The organism is Pseudoalteromonas sp. QJM3NY_22 (genome assembly GCF_056173065.1).
In genome coordinates this window covers 3,657,509-3,672,281 of record NZ_CM149655.1, presented here as the reverse complement: position 1 = coordinate 3,672,281, position 14,773 = coordinate 3,657,509, and the positions used below count along the sequence as shown (strand labels likewise).

Below are 14,773 nucleotides of genomic sequence, written 5' to 3'. Positions count from 1 at the left end.
TAACATGAAATTTGTAAAATCGAGCTTATGTTTAGCGTTATTAAGTGGCTTATCTTTTAATGCTCTTGCTGATGTAAACGTGTACGGCAAAGCTAATGTAACTATTCAATCATCTGATGACGGTGAAGGGTCGTTCACTGAAATTAAAAGTAATAATTCTCGCTTTGGTCTTAAAGGTTCTGAAAAAGTAACAGAGGGCTTAGAGGCTGTTTATAAATTTGAGTTTCAAGTTGACGTGTCTGATGCGGACTCAAAGGGTGATAATGATGACAATATTTCTGCGCGTAATCAATATATAGGGTTAAAAGGCACATTTGGCCAAGTTGTTGTTGGTCAACACGATACTGTACTTAAGTTATCTCAAGGTAAAGTTGATTTATTTAGCGACCTTGAAGGCGATATTAAAAGTATATTTAAAGGTGAAAACCGTTTAGGTGATTCTGTTACTTATTCATCAAATACTTACGAAGATTTTAGAGTACTTGCTACTTTTATTGCAGAAGATGACGAAGATGCAAAAAATGGCTATTCACTAGGACTTACTTATGGCGATTCTTCACTTAAAAAGAGTAAAGTATATGCATCAATTGGTGTTGATAGTGAAGTAAATGGCTACGATGTAGTTCGTGCAACTGTTCAAGGTAAAATTGATGATTTTAAAGTAGGCGCAATGTACCAAACACAAGAAAAAGTAGACGGCAGCGCAGAGGCTGACGGGTACTTATTAAGTGCAGCTTACATAATGGGAAACAATACATTTAAAGTGCAATACCAAGCTATGGATTTTGACGATAGCGATGATAAGTCAGCAATCTCAGTAGGTGTTGATCACAAGTTAAATAAAAACATTAAAGTATTTGGTTTTTACTCGGGCTTCGACATGGACAACAACGTTGACCAAGATTACTTAGGCTTAGGTATGGAATACAAGTTTTAACTATTCGCTAAATTAGTTAAAACACTCCCTTTTTAACCGCACTCTTTTGAGTGCGGTTTTTTTTGCTTTAAATTATTTACTTAGCCGCCCATAATAGAGCTTAATTTGGAATGAGGTGCGAGTCCTCGACTGTTCCCGCAACTGTAATTAGCGCAAAGCTTTAAGTCAGATACAAATGGTATAGTACCAATTTTATTAAAAACATGATCTTTCTAGTGAATTAAATAACTTACTAACTTCGTTAAAAATTATTCATATAGAACAACTATATGTCATAATTTCCGCCTTGTTATTAAGCTGTTTATTTGTCGCTATAATAAATCACTAATTTAATGCAATTGGTATGAATTCTTTTAACGAGCGGGTTTACTCATTTTTCTTGTAGTGCATTAGTATTTTTATCGCATTTTTGGTGAGTTTAATCTAGGGTCTGTTGAACTTTGCGGATTAAAATTTGTTCAAACTAGGGGCTATTTAATCGCGGCGCGAGGTTTGTAACCTAGTGGGCTCGATAACTGCTCCTGCGTTATTCTAATGGCTTACATCCATGTAAGAATAAGTAAAAACCGAGCAACAAAGAGTAAATAGCCCCTAGGAAGAACCCTTTGGGCAGCACCTGTTTGGCATTAATGCTACGTTATCGCCCATTTATGGGGAATAACCACACTACATAGGCTCTGCCTTGCCTAAATACCAAACAGACTGTTGCAAATTTAACCTTGAAAGATCAACAGACCCTAGCCTAGGACTGACTATTGCACACTCAAACGCCATTAAATACACCATTACTAAACGTTAAAAACGTATCGTGGGGTATTGGCAATAAAACGATTCTCAAAAAAATAGACCTTAAAATAACTACAGGTAAATTTGTTGGTTTGATTGGCCCCAATGGCGCTGGTAAATCGAGCTTATTGCGTTGTTTATATCGTTTTAGTAAACCCAGTGATGGCGTTGTAGAATTTAACAACACCGATATTTGGCAATTAAAAAGCGATGAGTACGCAAAAAAAGTAGCAGTCGTTTTACAAGAAACCCCGTCGCAATTTAACTTAAGTGTATTTGACGTTATTGCGCTTGGGCTAACGCCTCATAAATCGCTATTTAGCTCGGTAACTAACATTGATAAACAAAAAATTACCCAAGCTATCAACACTGTAGGGTTGGCAGATCATAGCGAACAAAGCTTTGAGTCACTTTCGGGTGGTGAAAAGCAACGTGCCTTGATAGCCCGTGCGATAGTCCAGCAACCTCAGCTGCTAATAATGGACGAACCAACTAGCCATTTAGATGTTAAATATCAAATACAGGTAATGGAGCTTGCTAAATCGTTGGGTGTAACGGTGTTTGCATCGTTTCATGATTTAAACTTAGCCTCTGCAATGTGCGATGAACTAGTGGTTATTAAAAACGGTGAAATTACACATACAGGCGCGCCAAGTGAGGTATTAACCGAAAACATGCTAGGCGACGTTTTTGGTGTATGCGCCCAAGTAAATAACCATCCGCAAATATCGAAGTCGGGAAATAGCATCCCTCATATCACTTACTTTTATGGTTACGAATAATATGCGTGCAGTTAATACTCGTCACTCACTTGCACTATATATAAGTATTGCAGCTGCTTTATTTAGCTTATTTGCAGCACTTAGTTTTGGCGCCGCAGAAACCTCGCTTCAAGACGTACTTAATAGTTTTTTACTCTCAAATGATGCGTCTTTTAATATGCGTATTATTTTTGAACTAAGAATGCCACGCACATTACTCGCCTTTTTAGCAGGATCTGGCTTAGCAATTGCGGGGCTTATTTTACAAACGGTAACGCGCAACCCTTTAGCCGATCCTTACTTATTTGGTATATCGTCGGGTGCCTCATTTGGCGTGGTATTACTTATGGCATTTGCCGGTATTAGCGCAGGCTTTATGCTATCGGCAGCGGCACTGTTAGGTAGCTTACTCGCTATGAGCTTATTAATACTCATTGCAGGCAGGCAGCAAAGTGCACAGGTAGAGTCAATGTTATTAGCTGGCGTTGCTCTGTCGTTTTTATTTAGTGCATTTACCAGCTTGTTGCTTTATTGGAGCGACCCTCAGGCGGTAGCCGCTATCCTATTTTGGACACTGGGCAGCTTTGCACGTGCGCAGTGGGCAACGCTTTGGTTGCCTTTGTTGGTAATTACATTATGTACGTTTGTAATGCTGAGTTTTAGAAGGCAGCTCAATGCTATGTTACTTGGCGATGAAAGCGCAATTACATTAGGTGTTAGGGTCCAGCGCTTTAGAATACTTATGCTGGTTTTGAGCTCATTAATTACCGCTGTGCTGGTGGCTATGTGTGGTGGGATTGGGTTTGTAGGATTAATGGTGCCGCATATTGTGCGCTTTTTTATATCCCAAGGCACTATAGCGGGATTGCTGGTGACCAGCTTAGTGGGCGGTACATTTATGGTGTGGGTTGATGTACTTTCGCGCTCATTGCTTAAAAACCAAGAGCTGCCCGTAGGCGTTATTACTGCAGCTATTGGTAGCGTGTTCTTTCTAAGTTTATTGTTTTTTAGAAAGCGAAAGGTGTAATTCCATGAAAACCATAATGGTGCAAGGCACTACATCAGATGCTGGTAAAAGCACTTTAGTTGCTGCCCTTTGCAGGGTGTTTGCTAAGCGTGGGGTAAAGGTTGCGCCTTTTAAACCACAAAATATGGCACTTAATAGCGCAGTAACAAAAGATGGCGGCGAAATAGGTCGTGCGCAAGCTTTGCAAGCAATAGCAGCTAAAGTAGAGCCCGAAATAGACTTTAATCCTATTTTGCTTAAACCTAATAGCGACACGGGCGCACAAGTGATTATTCACGGAAAAGCCATTAGTAATATGGAAGCGGGCAAATATCACGACTATAAAAAAGTGGCGATGGATGCAGTAATTACCTCACATAACCGCTTAGCTAAATGCTTTGAATTACTCCTTGTTGAAGGAGCGGGTAGCCCTGCTGAAATAAACCTGCGTGAAAACGATATTGCCAATATGGGCTACGCCGAAGAGGTAGATTGCCCAGTAATTATAATTGCTGATATTGATAAAGGCGGTGTGTTTGCACATTTGGTAGGTACGCTTGCGTTGTTAAGCGAGTCAGAACAGGCGCGCGTAAAAGGCTTTGTTATAAACCGCTTTAGAGGCGATATAGGTTTGCTGCAAGGCGGGCTTGATTGGCTTGAAGAATACACAAACAAACCCGTGCTTGGCGTATTACCTTATTTGCACGACCTCGCGCTTGATGCTGAAGACGCCGTCGCAATTGATAATAACGTAACTAACGCCACAATTAATATTGCAGTGCTACTTGTTCCCCACATTAGTAACCACACCGATTTTGATGCACTGCGTCTGCACCCAAACATTAATATAAATTATGTGCGCCATACGCAAACGATCCCAGACGTTGATCTGATAATTCTCCCAGGCAGTAAAAATGTACTGGGTGATTTAAGTTTTTTGAAAAATGAAGGCTGGGACACTCAAATTAAGCGCCATTTACGCTATGGTGGTAAAGTACTTGGTATTTGTGGCGGCATGCAAATGCTGGGCAATACAATCAACGATCCCGAGGGTATTGAATCGTCATTAAAGCAAGTAAATGGACTTGCTCTGTGCGATTTTGAAACCACGCTGACAACACAAAAAGTATTAACTAAAATAACCGCTACACTGCTTTTAAATAACCAACAAACACCCTGTAGTGGTTACGAAATACATGCAGGGATTAGCCAAGGTGCAGCGCTTAATAAGCCATTTTTAACCTTTGATGAAAGCCACCCACATGGTTTTATGTTCGATGGCTTTATTAGCGATGATAACGCCATTGCGGGCACTTATTTACATGGCTTATTTGATGAAGCCGATGCGACATCGCAAATTTTAAAATGGGTAAAACCAAGCGCCTCAATTAACCCAATTAGTATTGCCACTCATCGCGAGCAGCAGTTAGAACGATTAGCAACCATGTGCGAAACGCATTTAAACATACAGCAAATTATCTCGATTTATGAAGGGCACAATAATGACTGAACAAAACAACGATAAGCATAAGCAGCGCCAACAAAAAGTAAAAGAACAAGTGGATGCACGTGTTGCCGCCGCACAAGATGTAAAAGGTATTTTTCAGGTAATCACCGGTAACGGTAAAGGTAAATCAACCTCGGGCTTTGGCGTTGTAGCACGTTGCGTAGGGCATGGTAAAAAAGCAGCCGTTTGCCAATATATTAAAGGTACGTGGGAATGTGGCGAGCGTAATTTATTACAAGGTGCAGGCGTTGAGTTTGTTGTAATGAACACCGGTTTTACCTGGGATACGCAAAATAAAGAAGCCGATACCGCAGCCGCCCAAGCAACATGGCAAGAGTCAAAACGTATGCTTGCTGATAGCAGTATTGATTTAGTATTACTCGATGAGCTTACGTATATGGTGACCTACGGCTACGTTGATTTAGATGAAGTGGTAACAGCGCTTAATAACCGCCCACCAATGCAGTCAGTTATTATTACAGGGCGTGCAGCGCATCGTACTTTAACCGACCTTGCCGACACAGTAAGCGAAGTGCGTAATGTAAAACACGCATTCGACTCAGGTATAAAAGCGCTCGAAGGGTTTGATTACTAATGTTTAGAGCGTTTTTTATTGGGCTACTGCTTTTTAGTGTATCGGGCAGTGCACTTGCAGAGCAGGCTAATGATTCTAAAAAGCTGAGAATAATTGCGCTTGCACCGCACATTGTCGAAAACCTATTTGCCATAGGAGCGGGCGATAATATTGTGGGCACGGTTGATTACGCCGACTACCCAGGTGAAGCCCAAAGTATTGAGCGCATAGGGGGTTATTACGGCATCTCGCTTGAAAAAGTATTGGCGCTTAAACCCGACTTAGTTATTGCGTGGAAAAGCGGAAATCAAAGCGAAGATTTAGCCCAAATAGAGCGTTTAGGTATAAAAGTATATTTGAGTAATCCCACCACAATCGCTGGTGTAGCCGACGAGTTACTTACTTTTGGTGAATTTACAGGGAATATTGAGCAAAGCCAGCAAGCGGCAAATGCATTTAAACAAAAGCTAAACGCGATTGTTAAAAGCCAGCAAGATAAAAAAAATATTACCGGATTTTATCAGTTATGGGCTGAGCCCATGATGACAGTAAGTAAAAATACATGGATAAGCCAACTGATTGAAACATGTCATGTAAGTAATGTATTTGCACAAAGCATTACAGATTACCCGCAAATTAGTATCGAAAATGTTATTGTTACTAAGCCGCAAGTTATTATTATCCCTGATGAAAAATCAAAAACGCCACAGCCGGTTGTTAATTGGCAAAAGTGGCCAGAAGTGCCCGCTGTTAAAAATGATCAATTTATTAGCGTAAATGCCGATTTATTACATCGTTTTACTGTGCGCATGCTAGATGGACTCGCGGATATGTGTGATAAAATAGACGCATCACGTAAACAGATTAAGAGTACACAATGAGCAATTGGGCTACATTTTTAGAAAGTGAATTACAACAACCTTACATGCAGCAAACGTTAGAGTATGTGGCTAATCGCCGCAATGAAGGTGTTGCTGTTTATCCGCCTGAAGCTCAAGTATTTAGTGCTTTTGATGCCACCGCACTTAATGACATCCGCGTTGTAATTTTGGGACAAGACCCATACCACGGAGAAGGGCAAGCGCATGGCTTGTGTTTTTCGGTATTGCCTGATGTAAAAAAGCTGCCGCCGTCGCTTAAAAATATGTACAAAGAGTTAGCTACCGATATCAGCGATTTTATTATTCCTGAGCATGGTTACCTGCAAAGCTGGGCAGATCAGGGCGTGTTTTTACTCAATACAGTATTGACCGTTGAACAAGGGCAAGCGCATTCACATAAGCATTTAGGATGGGAGCAATTTACCGATAATGTAATTGCGCATATTAATAAACACTGCGAAGGTGTGGTATTTATTTTATGGGGTGCACACGCACAAAAAAAAGGGAAAGGCATAGATAGCGCTCGCCATCATGTTTTAAAAGGGCCACACCCATCGCCGCTTTCGGCGCATAGAGGCTTTTTTGGCTGTCAGCATTTCTCACAAACGAATGAGCTATTGCAAGCCCAAAGAGATAAGCCAATTAACTGGCAAATCTAATTTATTCCAAAGAACTCAAATTGTTTAAGCCATTAAAAAAGGCTTCCAGATTCTGGAAGCCTTTTTGTTTAGTTGGGGCGTATTGAATTAAAAATCGAGCTCATCAATTGCAATACTGTCTGTAAAATAATCTAGTTCTTGTAGTTCTTTGCGTAGGCGCTGTTTGTCTTTTATTGCTTCTATTTCACGCCACTTCCTTTTTTTATTCTTTTGAGAGGTTTTTCTAGTTGTATCAGGGCCTTCTAATATCTCTAATATATCGTTTAGGCTATCCATGAATTTCTCCTATTGATTTATGACCTCAAGAATACCTATACCACAGGCCTAGCTAAAATAGAACAAAAAAGTGACAGTTATGTTACGTAAGTGTGATTAATTGATGAAGGTTTATACGAGGATTATATGAAGTCGATATGAAGATTATATAGAGGGGTAGCGTATTTTAGGCATAAAAAAACGCCGCTATTGCGACGTTTTTAAAACACGATTATAGCAAATTACATTGCTTTAAAGCGCGCCTCTAGTTGTTCTTGTGCATCAGCAAAAGAGCGAATACCTTCAGCTAGTTTTTCAGTAGCCATAGCATCTTGGTTATGTAACCAACGGAACTGTGCTTCTGTTAATGGCTCTGGTTTTGGCTCTTGTGGAACATCGCTTTCAAGCAAATATTCTTGTGCGCCTTCAAGGTTGCCTAAATCTTCTAAAAGATTAGGGCTAATAGTTAGCTTGTCACAACCTGTAAGTGCAATAATTTCGCCTGTGTTACGGAAACTTGCACCCATCACAACTGTTTTGTAGTCATGGCGTTTGTAAAATTCAAAAATGCTGCGTACAGACTGAACACCTGGATCTTGTAGCGGATCGGTTGGTTTTTCCATACCGTTAGCAACGTGCCAATCTAAAATACGGCCAACAAATGGCGAAATTAGAAATACGTTTGCATCGGCACACGCGCGGGCTTGGGCATCGCTAAATAATAAAGTAAGGTTACATTTAGTCCCTTCTTTTTCTAGCTGCTCAGCGGCTTTAATACCTTCCCATGTAGACGCTACTTTAATTAAAATTTTGTCTTTGCTTACACCTTCTTTTTCGTAAAGGCTAAGTAGGGTATGTGCTTTATCAATCGTAGCTTGCGTATTAAATGAAAGGCGTGCATCTACTTCAGTAGAAATATAACCAGGTGCAATAGCGCTAATTTCTTTACCAAGTAATACGGCAAAGTAATCACATGCTAATTCAAGTTGTTTAGCCGGCTCTTGCTCGGTTTCTTTTGCATAGCTCCAAGCTTTATCTAGGTAAGGCTTATATGCTTCAATCTCGCTCGCTTTTAATAGAAGCGACGGGTTTGTAGTTGCATCTTCTGGTTGATGCTTTTTAATAGCTTCAATATCACCAGTGTCGGCTACGATAGATGAATGTTGTTTTAGCCTTTGTAGAGCTGAAGTCATTTGCTTTCCTCATTCCAAGCAAGTTAAAAGAAAAATCTAATCACTCTTAATATATACAATCCATACTGCAACAGTGTGACAATGCTTGATAGGTCTTATGTCCTGATCAATAAAAAAACGGTAATGCATGGGTTATTAAGAGAGGATTTATTTAAACAAAACGTGCTTTTCGTTTCATTTAATGTTGAAATTGACACTAAATAAATTACAAGTCAATAGCTAACTATGATCACTGTTATTTCACCTGCAAAAAATCTTGATTACGAAACGCCACCCGCAACAGACAAGTTCACTCAGCCTGAATTACTAGAGCACAGCGAAGAGCTCATGAAAGTATGCCGTGAACTAACACCAGCGCAAATTGGCAGTTTAATGAAAATTAGCGATAAGCTATCTGGGCTTAACGCAGCACGCTTTAGTGAGTGGACACAGCCGTTTACACAAAGTAATGCTAAACAAGCCGTGCTTGCCTTTAATGGTGATGTATACGGCGGTTTAGATGCAAGCACGCTTAAAGCTAGCGAGCTTGATTACGCACAAAACCATTTACGTATCCTTTCTGGCTTATACGGCTTATTAAAACCACTTGATTTAATGCAAGCTTATCGCCTTGAAATGGGCACCAAGCTTGAAAACTCACGTGGCAAAAACTTATACGAGTTTTGGGGCAGCGTAATAGCGAACAAACTAAACGAAGTATTAAAAGCACAAGACGCGCAATACTTAGTTAACCTTGCTTCAAACGAATACTTTAAAGCGGTAGATAAAAAAGCATTAAATGCACAAATTATTACCCCACACTTTAAAGACTGTAAAAACGGTCAATACAAGGTAATTAGCTTTTACGCTAAAAAAGCACGCGGCATGATGGCGCGCTACATTATCGAAAATAAAGTAACGCAATTAAGCCAACTTAAAGAGTTTACTGTAGCGGGTTATTACTTTAGCCCTGAGGCAACGGTTAAAGAGCTTGAGCCGGTATTTATGCGCGACGAACAAAATTAGGTCATAAGCTTAAATAAACAATTGAAAAGCCATGCATTGCATGGCTTTTTTGATGTTGGCGTTATATTTGCAACCTCATCTAATATTAATGAGAACACTAGGGGCTGTTGATCTTTCACATTGGTAGCCAAATCATTGCACATGCCAGCGCTAACATACTCTCAAACTGTAATTTCAATTTATCGTACCTTGTCGCTATAGCACGGAAGTGCTTTAGCCTTGCAAAGGCATTTTCAACTAAATGCCTATATTTATATAAGCACCAATCAATATCACCATTACAGGGCGGGATCACACTTTGTAAATAAACAAATTTTATGATCTAATACCATAAATTTCATCACCTTAAACTTATTATGTCACTCTTCTCACATTTAGAACTCGTCAAAGATAATCGTTCACATATAAATCAGCACCATAACTTAGTTGATGTGCTTTTTCTTATTATTACTGCCGTTACATCAGGGTGTGAAAACTGGCAAGACATTGAAGTCTATGGCGAAAGTAAGCTTAATTGGTTAAGAGGATTTCGTTCTTTCAAAAATGGCATACCCACTCGACATAGTATTGCTCGGATTTTTAGAACCGTTGATACTGACTCATTACTACTCGCGATGTATAGCTGGGTCAATCAAAACCGCGTTAAGTCAGCGCATCCTGTCATTGCCTTCGATGGCAAAACTATTCGCGGAGCAAGTAAACACATTGCTGATAAATTACATCTCGTCTCAGCATTTGATTGTGAAGCAGGTCTCACATTATTCCACCAAACAGTTGGCAGTAAGACGAATGAAATACCGGCAGTTCGGGATTTATTGAAAATACTCGATATCAATAACACCGTCATTACACTTGATGCTTTGCACTGCCAAAAAGAAACGCTAAAACAGCTAATTAGCAGACATGCAGATTATCTAGTGCAAGCAAAGGGTAATCAAAAGAAACTTTATAGCGCGATTCAAGATGCATTTACACACCAGTATGAATCTGAAAACTCAGAGATACTTAGTCATGTAACACAAGATGAAGGGCATGGGCGAAAAGAAGTACGCACGATAGATTGTCTTGATGCGCGTTTATTACCGAGTGAAATTAAAGAGAGCTGGCCATCAGTTAGAACAATCGTTGCGGTGCAGCGAGAGCGAACGAAGGGTAATAGAACGAGTATTGACACACATTACTACCTAACATCGTTGACAGACAATATATTGATAAGTAAAGCAATAAGACAACATTGGCTGATAGAAAATCAGCAACACTGGATACTGGATGTCGTATTTAAAGAAGATGCCTGTCAAATACATGAGCCATTAAGTGCGCAACATATGGCACTATTTAGACGCGTCGTTAGGAACATGATAAAGCAGCATACGAAAAGCAAGGGGTCAATAAGAAGTAAGTGTGTAAGAGCTTGTTATGATGATGCTTTTAGAGAAGAACTTCTTTTTGGTTAACATTTTTAACAAAGTATGCTCGCGCCCTGATCACCATTACCTGTTTTTGAGTTTTTCTTTCTAGGGATCACTGGGCTTGAGTTTCTCTCTCGAACCTTATTTCTAATGACTTCACTATCATAGCCTTTGTCTGCGATAACAAAATCGCCTTGGGGCAATAATTCAATCAGTTCATTTGCCACTTTACTATCATGAACATCGCCGCCTGTAATAATAAATTCAATTGGTAAGCCATAACTATCAACAGCTAAATGAATTTTACTTGTATTACCGCCACGACTTAATGCTATCGCTTGTTCTTGTTGAGACGCAGCACCTGTACTGTGTTGATGTGCTTTAACATAACTGCCATCAATGAATTCCCACTCAGTGTCACTATTGGCGGATAATGATTTGAACAACCTTATTAATATTCCTTTTTTAGACCAAAGTAGAAATCGGCGGTAAATAGTATTCCATAAACCAAAACACTCAGGGAGGTCACGCCATGGGCAACCAACACGTAAGCGATATAAAATTCCTTCCATCGTTTGTCTGTGTTCAAGCTTGTTATAAACTCTATCTTCAAGCAAAATTGATTTTAGCTTCGACCACAACTTATCAGTGAGCATTAATCGGGGCATGGTAATCTCGTAAGGTTTGTTTTTGGCGAAGTAAATTATACGAGATTACCGCTTACGCACAAAATTCAAACAAAGATCAACAGCCCCTAACTAAATAGGTGCAAATAAAATGATCAGCATTCCGTCAGTTGGCGAAGCCGAAAAACTAATAGAAGAAAAGCTCGGAGGGTGGTTTGATGTTGTAATAAGCCATATTCCTAATTTTATAGTGGCAATTGTTATTGCTATTGTTTTTTCAATTTTGGCGCGCTTTGCTGGCAAACTGGTGAAAAACGTACTGCGCCGCTCTCTCGACTCAACACAAATTGCCGATTTAATGGCATCAATTTTTAAAGTTATTGTGTTGTGCATAGGTTTATTTATAGCGCTCGATTTTGTTGGCCTAAAAGGCACCGTTACTTCGCTACTTGCTGGTGCGGGTATTGTGGGTTTGGCCATTGGTTTTGCGTTTCAAGACATGACCGAAAACCTAATTGCAGGTATAGCAATGGGTGTACGCAAGCCATTTAAAACAGGTGATGTAATAGAAACCGATGATGTGTTTGGTTCAATACATTCAATAAACCTACGTAACACGCTAATAGAGAGCTTTTACGGGCAACTAATACTTGTACCAAACAAAGTCTTATTTAGAAATGTACTCAAAAATTACACCACGCTAGGTATAAGACGTATAGAAGTACCCGTAGGTATTTCGTATGGCGACGACATAGAAAAAGCATCTCAAGTTATTACCGATAAAATAAATGAATTTAACTTTGTAATACGTAAAGACGAAACCGCCGTATACGCTGAAGGTTTTGGCGACAGCAGCATTAACTTACTGGTATGGTTTTGGATTAAATACCCAGGCGAGCCTGACTTTATGACGGTACGCCACAAAGGGGTTGTTGCCGTTAAGCAGGCACTCGACGAAGCTGATATTAGTATTCCTTTCCCAATTCGTACGCTCGACTTTGGCATTAAGGGCGGTGAGAAACTCGATGCCATGATAAGCGATAAAATAAGCCCGCAGTCATCAACTAAAAATAGTAGCAACGGTGCTGAATCTAGCCAAAGTGAGTAATTTAGTTAAAACACATTAGCCAAAAGCATTGGGAAATAGTTACTTACCAACAGCGCATTTTTACAGAGTAAAATTGCGCTTTTTAGTACATGCTTTTAATAATTATTAAGCCTGAACAGGGTAAGCCAAATTTAATCGGTTTTTGTTTATTATGATAACCGTGTTATTTGCCATAACTGATAATGTGATTACAATATGACCATTATTAATTTAAATAGTTTATCAATGCGTAAAGTAGCATTACTACAGTTCATAACCCTTACTTTATTAAGCTTCATGCTTGGGTGTACATCAATAAGTAATAAGCAGAGTACGAGTGAAAAACATAATTTTAAGTATGGTTTGAGCTATAAATTAAATGTAGATGACAATACTGCTGAAATACTTTTTCTTAATAAGAATGATACCCCTATAAACGCACTTACCCTACCAAATAAAACGGTATACATTGTAAAAGAGCAGTTACGAGAATTTTGCAGATCGGATGGTATTTTATGCGCTAGAGAAAAGTCTGAAAGTAACTTTGTTAGTTGGTCTCCCGATGGTGAGTTTTTAGCCGTTTTTGCAGGTGACATATATGGACGCTCCCTTGAAGTCAAGACGAGCTAATGTATAAACATCAAAATTGATGCCTTTATTCTATTATCACGTATCTCATATCACAGTAATGATGCGTCACAAGCTTGCTGAAAAGCAAAGGTACTGACATATATTCGAGCTATGGTGTCATGGTTATCATGCGCCATGCTCCTAATGAGCTTCGTACCAAGGGACCTAAAAAATATTCACCCAAGCGAGATTAAATCTCGTGTCTTTATCTGGTTAACCTTGGTTAGCGTGCGCTTTTTATTTCATTATAAGTGAAGTACATACAGGATAAGTGTATGTTACGACTTAAGTGCCCAAACACCCACTCAGGTTTTAAAACCTATGTCATAACCAGGCTGTCTTAAGTCGTAAACTCGGGTGTGATTGGCGTGTAAAATACGCATAATTAAGCATCCTTCTGTGTATTTTGCACAAACTGAGGTGAGTAGAGAGTTTGCTTGGTCAGCAATATCCACATCAGTCGAGCCAATCTGTGTGCGGTGGCGACCACCACACAATTAAAGTGTTTTTTCTCGCGTAATTGATTTATCCACTGGCTTAGCGCATCTGTTTTATGGTGGCTTCTGGCGATAAGGGCGCGAGCACCGTGAATAAGTTGTTTTCGTAGGTAACTGTTGCCGCGCTTAGTAATACCAGACATTTTACTTTTATCGCCTGACGCATATTGTTTAGGTGTTAATCCTAGCCACACCCCGAGTTCTTTTGCGCTCTTAAATGCCTGACCGTTCCCGATTGATGCTGCATAAGCAGAGGCATTGAGTACACCCACGCCAGGAATGGAGTGAAGTATTTTAGCGTTTGTATCCCGTTCAACGTGTGCAGTAAGCATCGCTTCAATAGCTTTAATGCGTTTAACAAGGGTTTTGTACTCAGTGTAAATATCACTCACCATAATGCGCAGCTGAGGGCGAAGCTCAGAATCACTTTCTAACGCAATTATCCCTTGCTGAAACGCCTTAATACCGACAGGAAATACATACCCAAAATCGACCAATAAACCGCGTAATTGGTTGGTTGCAGCAATCCTGTTTTGCAGAAGTCGCTCACGTATCTTATGGAGCATGAGTATTTCTTGCTGAGCTTCGGTTTTAATAGGAACGAATTTAATATTAGGGCGTAAGCTTGCTTCATAGATAGCAAGGGCATCGTTACTATCATTTTTATTGCCGCGAACAAAGGGGGTAACGTGTTGTGCAGGAATAAGGTCAACGGTATGACCGTAAGGCGTAAATACTCTCCCCCAGTAGTGGGAAGAATAACAGGCTTCCATCACCACGCGACACGGTGGGGCATTTGCCATGAAGGCGTTGAGTTTAGGTCTGTTTAAGCGTTTATTGCATTCTCTTTTGTGATGATGATTAAAGCCAGCGACTTGGAATACATTTTTTGCCAAATCAATTGATAATGTGCTAATTTTCATGATGGACGTTCCCTTTAACTGAGTGTGAGTTAACCAG

14 protein-coding genes, 2 pseudogenes and 1 riboswitch are annotated in these 14,773 nt (G+C 39.8%); of the genes and pseudogenes, 11 read left to right on the top strand and 5 right to left on the bottom strand.

All coding sequences use genetic code 11. The features are described from left to right. Positions 1-4 precede the first annotated feature (4 nt). The 7 genes from AC0VZ4_RS16995 to ung all read left to right on the top strand — a co-directional run bounded on the left by AC0VZ4_RS16995 (position 5) and on the right by ung (position 7,111). A complete protein-coding gene (locus AC0VZ4_RS16995; protein WP_475440242.1) occupies positions 5-937 on the top strand; it encodes a porin in 933 nt (310 codons plus the stop codon). 43 nt (positions 938-980) lie between these two features. Continuing rightward, positions 981-1,132, top strand: a riboswitch (cobalamin riboswitch). Between the two features lie 560 nt (positions 1,133-1,692). Beyond that, entirely contained in the window at positions 1,693-2,505 is an 813-nt protein-coding gene (locus AC0VZ4_RS16990; protein WP_342865430.1) for an ABC transporter ATP-binding protein, read from the top strand. A gap of 1 nt (position 2,506) precedes the next feature. After that, positions 2,507-3,511 carry a FecCD family ABC transporter permease gene (locus tag AC0VZ4_RS16985; RefSeq protein WP_475440241.1) on the top strand — a complete coding sequence of 335 codons (1,005 nt, stop codon included), beginning with the start codon at positions 2,507-2,509 and terminating at the stop codon, positions 3,509-3,511. 4 nt (positions 3,512-3,515) lie between these two features. Continuing rightward, positions 3,516-5,000, top strand: a complete 1,485-nt coding sequence (locus tag AC0VZ4_RS16980; protein ID WP_475440240.1) for a cobyric acid synthase — start codon at positions 3,516-3,518, stop codon at positions 4,998-5,000. Continuing rightward, positions 4,993-5,592, top strand: coding sequence for a cob(I)yrinic acid a,c-diamide adenosyltransferase (gene cobO, locus AC0VZ4_RS16975; RefSeq protein ID WP_007376484.1), 600 nt, complete (start codon positions 4,993-4,995; stop codon positions 5,590-5,592). The genes AC0VZ4_RS16980 and cobO overlap by 8 nt, the downstream gene beginning before the upstream one ends. After that, positions 5,592-6,452 carry a cobalamin-binding protein gene (locus tag AC0VZ4_RS16970; RefSeq protein ID WP_475440239.1) on the top strand — a complete coding sequence of 287 codons (861 nt, stop codon included), beginning with the start codon at positions 5,592-5,594 and terminating at the stop codon, positions 6,450-6,452. The genes cobO and AC0VZ4_RS16970 overlap by 1 nt, the downstream gene beginning before the upstream one ends. Next, positions 6,449-7,111 (top strand): uracil-DNA glycosylase, encoded by a 663-nt coding sequence (ung, locus tag AC0VZ4_RS16965; RefSeq protein WP_475440238.1) that lies wholly within the window; start codon positions 6,449-6,451, stop codon positions 7,109-7,111. Before AC0VZ4_RS16970 ends, ung begins: the two co-directional genes overlap by 4 nt. An 87-nt stretch (positions 7,112-7,198) precedes the next feature. Here the strand turns inward: ung and AC0VZ4_RS16960 are convergent, their stop codons facing one another. After that, the gene (locus AC0VZ4_RS16960; RefSeq protein WP_002961395.1) at positions 7,199-7,387 is read right to left on the bottom strand and encodes a DUF3545 family protein; all 189 of its coding nucleotides are present in this window, start codon (positions 7,385-7,387) and stop codon (positions 7,199-7,201) included. Positions 7,388-7,608: 221 nt separating this feature from the next. Continuing rightward, positions 7,609-8,559 (bottom strand): transaldolase, encoded by a 951-nt coding sequence (gene tal, locus AC0VZ4_RS16955; protein ID WP_475440237.1) that lies wholly within the window; start codon positions 8,557-8,559, stop codon positions 7,609-7,611. A 225-nt stretch (positions 8,560-8,784) separates the two neighbouring features. Here tal and yaaA point away from each other — a divergent pair, with 225 nt between their 5' ends. After that, on the top strand, positions 8,785-9,564 hold the full coding sequence (gene yaaA / locus AC0VZ4_RS16950; RefSeq protein WP_033040403.1) for a peroxide stress protein YaaA: 780 nt from the start codon (positions 8,785-8,787) through the stop codon (positions 9,562-9,564). Positions 9,565-9,679: 115 nt separating this feature from the next. Here the strand turns inward: yaaA and AC0VZ4_RS16945 are convergent. Beyond that, positions 9,680-9,844 (bottom strand): annotated as a pseudogene (locus tag AC0VZ4_RS16945) (IS5/IS1182 family transposase); the annotation flags it as partial. Between the two features lie 76 nt (positions 9,845-9,920). On the opposite strand from AC0VZ4_RS16945, the gene AC0VZ4_RS16940 reads away from it, so the two are divergent. Beyond that, a complete protein-coding gene (locus AC0VZ4_RS16940; RefSeq protein ID WP_475439755.1) occupies positions 9,921-11,018 on the top strand; it encodes an ISAs1-like element ISPsesp1 family transposase in 1,098 nt (365 codons plus the stop codon). A 29-nt stretch (positions 11,019-11,047) separates the two neighbouring features. Here AC0VZ4_RS16940 and AC0VZ4_RS16935 read toward each other — a convergent pair. Then, positions 11,048-11,641: pseudogene (locus tag AC0VZ4_RS16935) on the bottom strand (IS5 family transposase); the annotation flags it as partial. A 109-nt stretch (positions 11,642-11,750) separates the two neighbouring features. Between AC0VZ4_RS16935 and AC0VZ4_RS16930 the strand changes: the two are divergent. Together AC0VZ4_RS16930 and AC0VZ4_RS16925 are read left to right on the top strand one after the other, a co-directional pair. Beyond that, a complete protein-coding gene (locus AC0VZ4_RS16930) occupies positions 11,751-12,707 on the top strand; it encodes a mechanosensitive ion channel family protein (protein WP_475440236.1) in 957 nt (318 codons plus the stop codon). Positions 12,708-12,902: 195 nt separating this feature from the next. Beyond that, positions 12,903-13,316, top strand: a complete 414-nt coding sequence (locus tag AC0VZ4_RS16925) for a hypothetical protein (protein WP_475440235.1) — start codon at positions 12,903-12,905, stop codon at positions 13,314-13,316. Between the two features lie 385 nt (positions 13,317-13,701). On the opposite strand, the gene AC0VZ4_RS16920 is transcribed toward AC0VZ4_RS16925, so the two are convergent. After that, entirely contained in the window at positions 13,702-14,736 is a 1,035-nt protein-coding gene (locus tag AC0VZ4_RS16920; RefSeq protein ID WP_475440234.1) for an IS110 family RNA-guided transposase, read from the bottom strand. Between the last annotated feature and the right edge of the window lie 37 nt (positions 14,737-14,773).

Coding starts and splice junctions, on each gene's coding strand:
- AC0VZ4_RS16995 (WP_475440242.1), top strand. CDS start 5: ATGAAATTTGTAAAATCGAGCTTATGTTTAGCGTTATTAAGTGGCTTA.
- AC0VZ4_RS16985 (WP_475440241.1), top strand. CDS start 2,507: ATGCGTGCAGTTAATACTCGTCACTCACTTGCACTATATATAAGTATT.
- AC0VZ4_RS16980 (WP_475440240.1), top strand. CDS start 3,516: ATGAAAACCATAATGGTGCAAGGCACTACATCAGATGCTGGTAAAAGC.
- cobO (WP_007376484.1), top strand. CDS start 4,993: ATGACTGAACAAAACAACGATAAGCATAAGCAGCGCCAACAAAAAGTA.
- AC0VZ4_RS16970 (WP_475440239.1), top strand. CDS start 5,592: ATGTTTAGAGCGTTTTTTATTGGGCTACTGCTTTTTAGTGTATCGGGC.
- ung (WP_475440238.1), top strand. CDS start 6,449: ATGAGCAATTGGGCTACATTTTTAGAAAGTGAATTACAACAACCTTAC.
- AC0VZ4_RS16960 (WP_002961395.1), bottom strand. CDS start 7,387: ATGGATAGCCTAAACGATATATTAGAGATATTAGAAGGCCCTGATACA.
- tal (WP_475440237.1), bottom strand. CDS start 8,559: ATGACTTCAGCTCTACAAAGGCTAAAACAACATTCATCTATCGTAGCC.
- yaaA (WP_033040403.1), top strand. CDS start 8,785: ATGATCACTGTTATTTCACCTGCAAAAAATCTTGATTACGAAACGCCA.
- AC0VZ4_RS16940 (WP_475439755.1), top strand. CDS start 9,921: ATGTCACTCTTCTCACATTTAGAACTCGTCAAAGATAATCGTTCACAT.
- AC0VZ4_RS16930 (WP_475440236.1), top strand. CDS start 11,751: ATGATCAGCATTCCGTCAGTTGGCGAAGCCGAAAAACTAATAGAAGAA.
- AC0VZ4_RS16925 (WP_475440235.1), top strand. CDS start 12,903: ATGACCATTATTAATTTAAATAGTTTATCAATGCGTAAAGTAGCATTA.
- AC0VZ4_RS16920 (WP_475440234.1), bottom strand. CDS start 14,736: ATGAAAATTAGCACATTATCAATTGATTTGGCAAAAAATGTATTCCAA.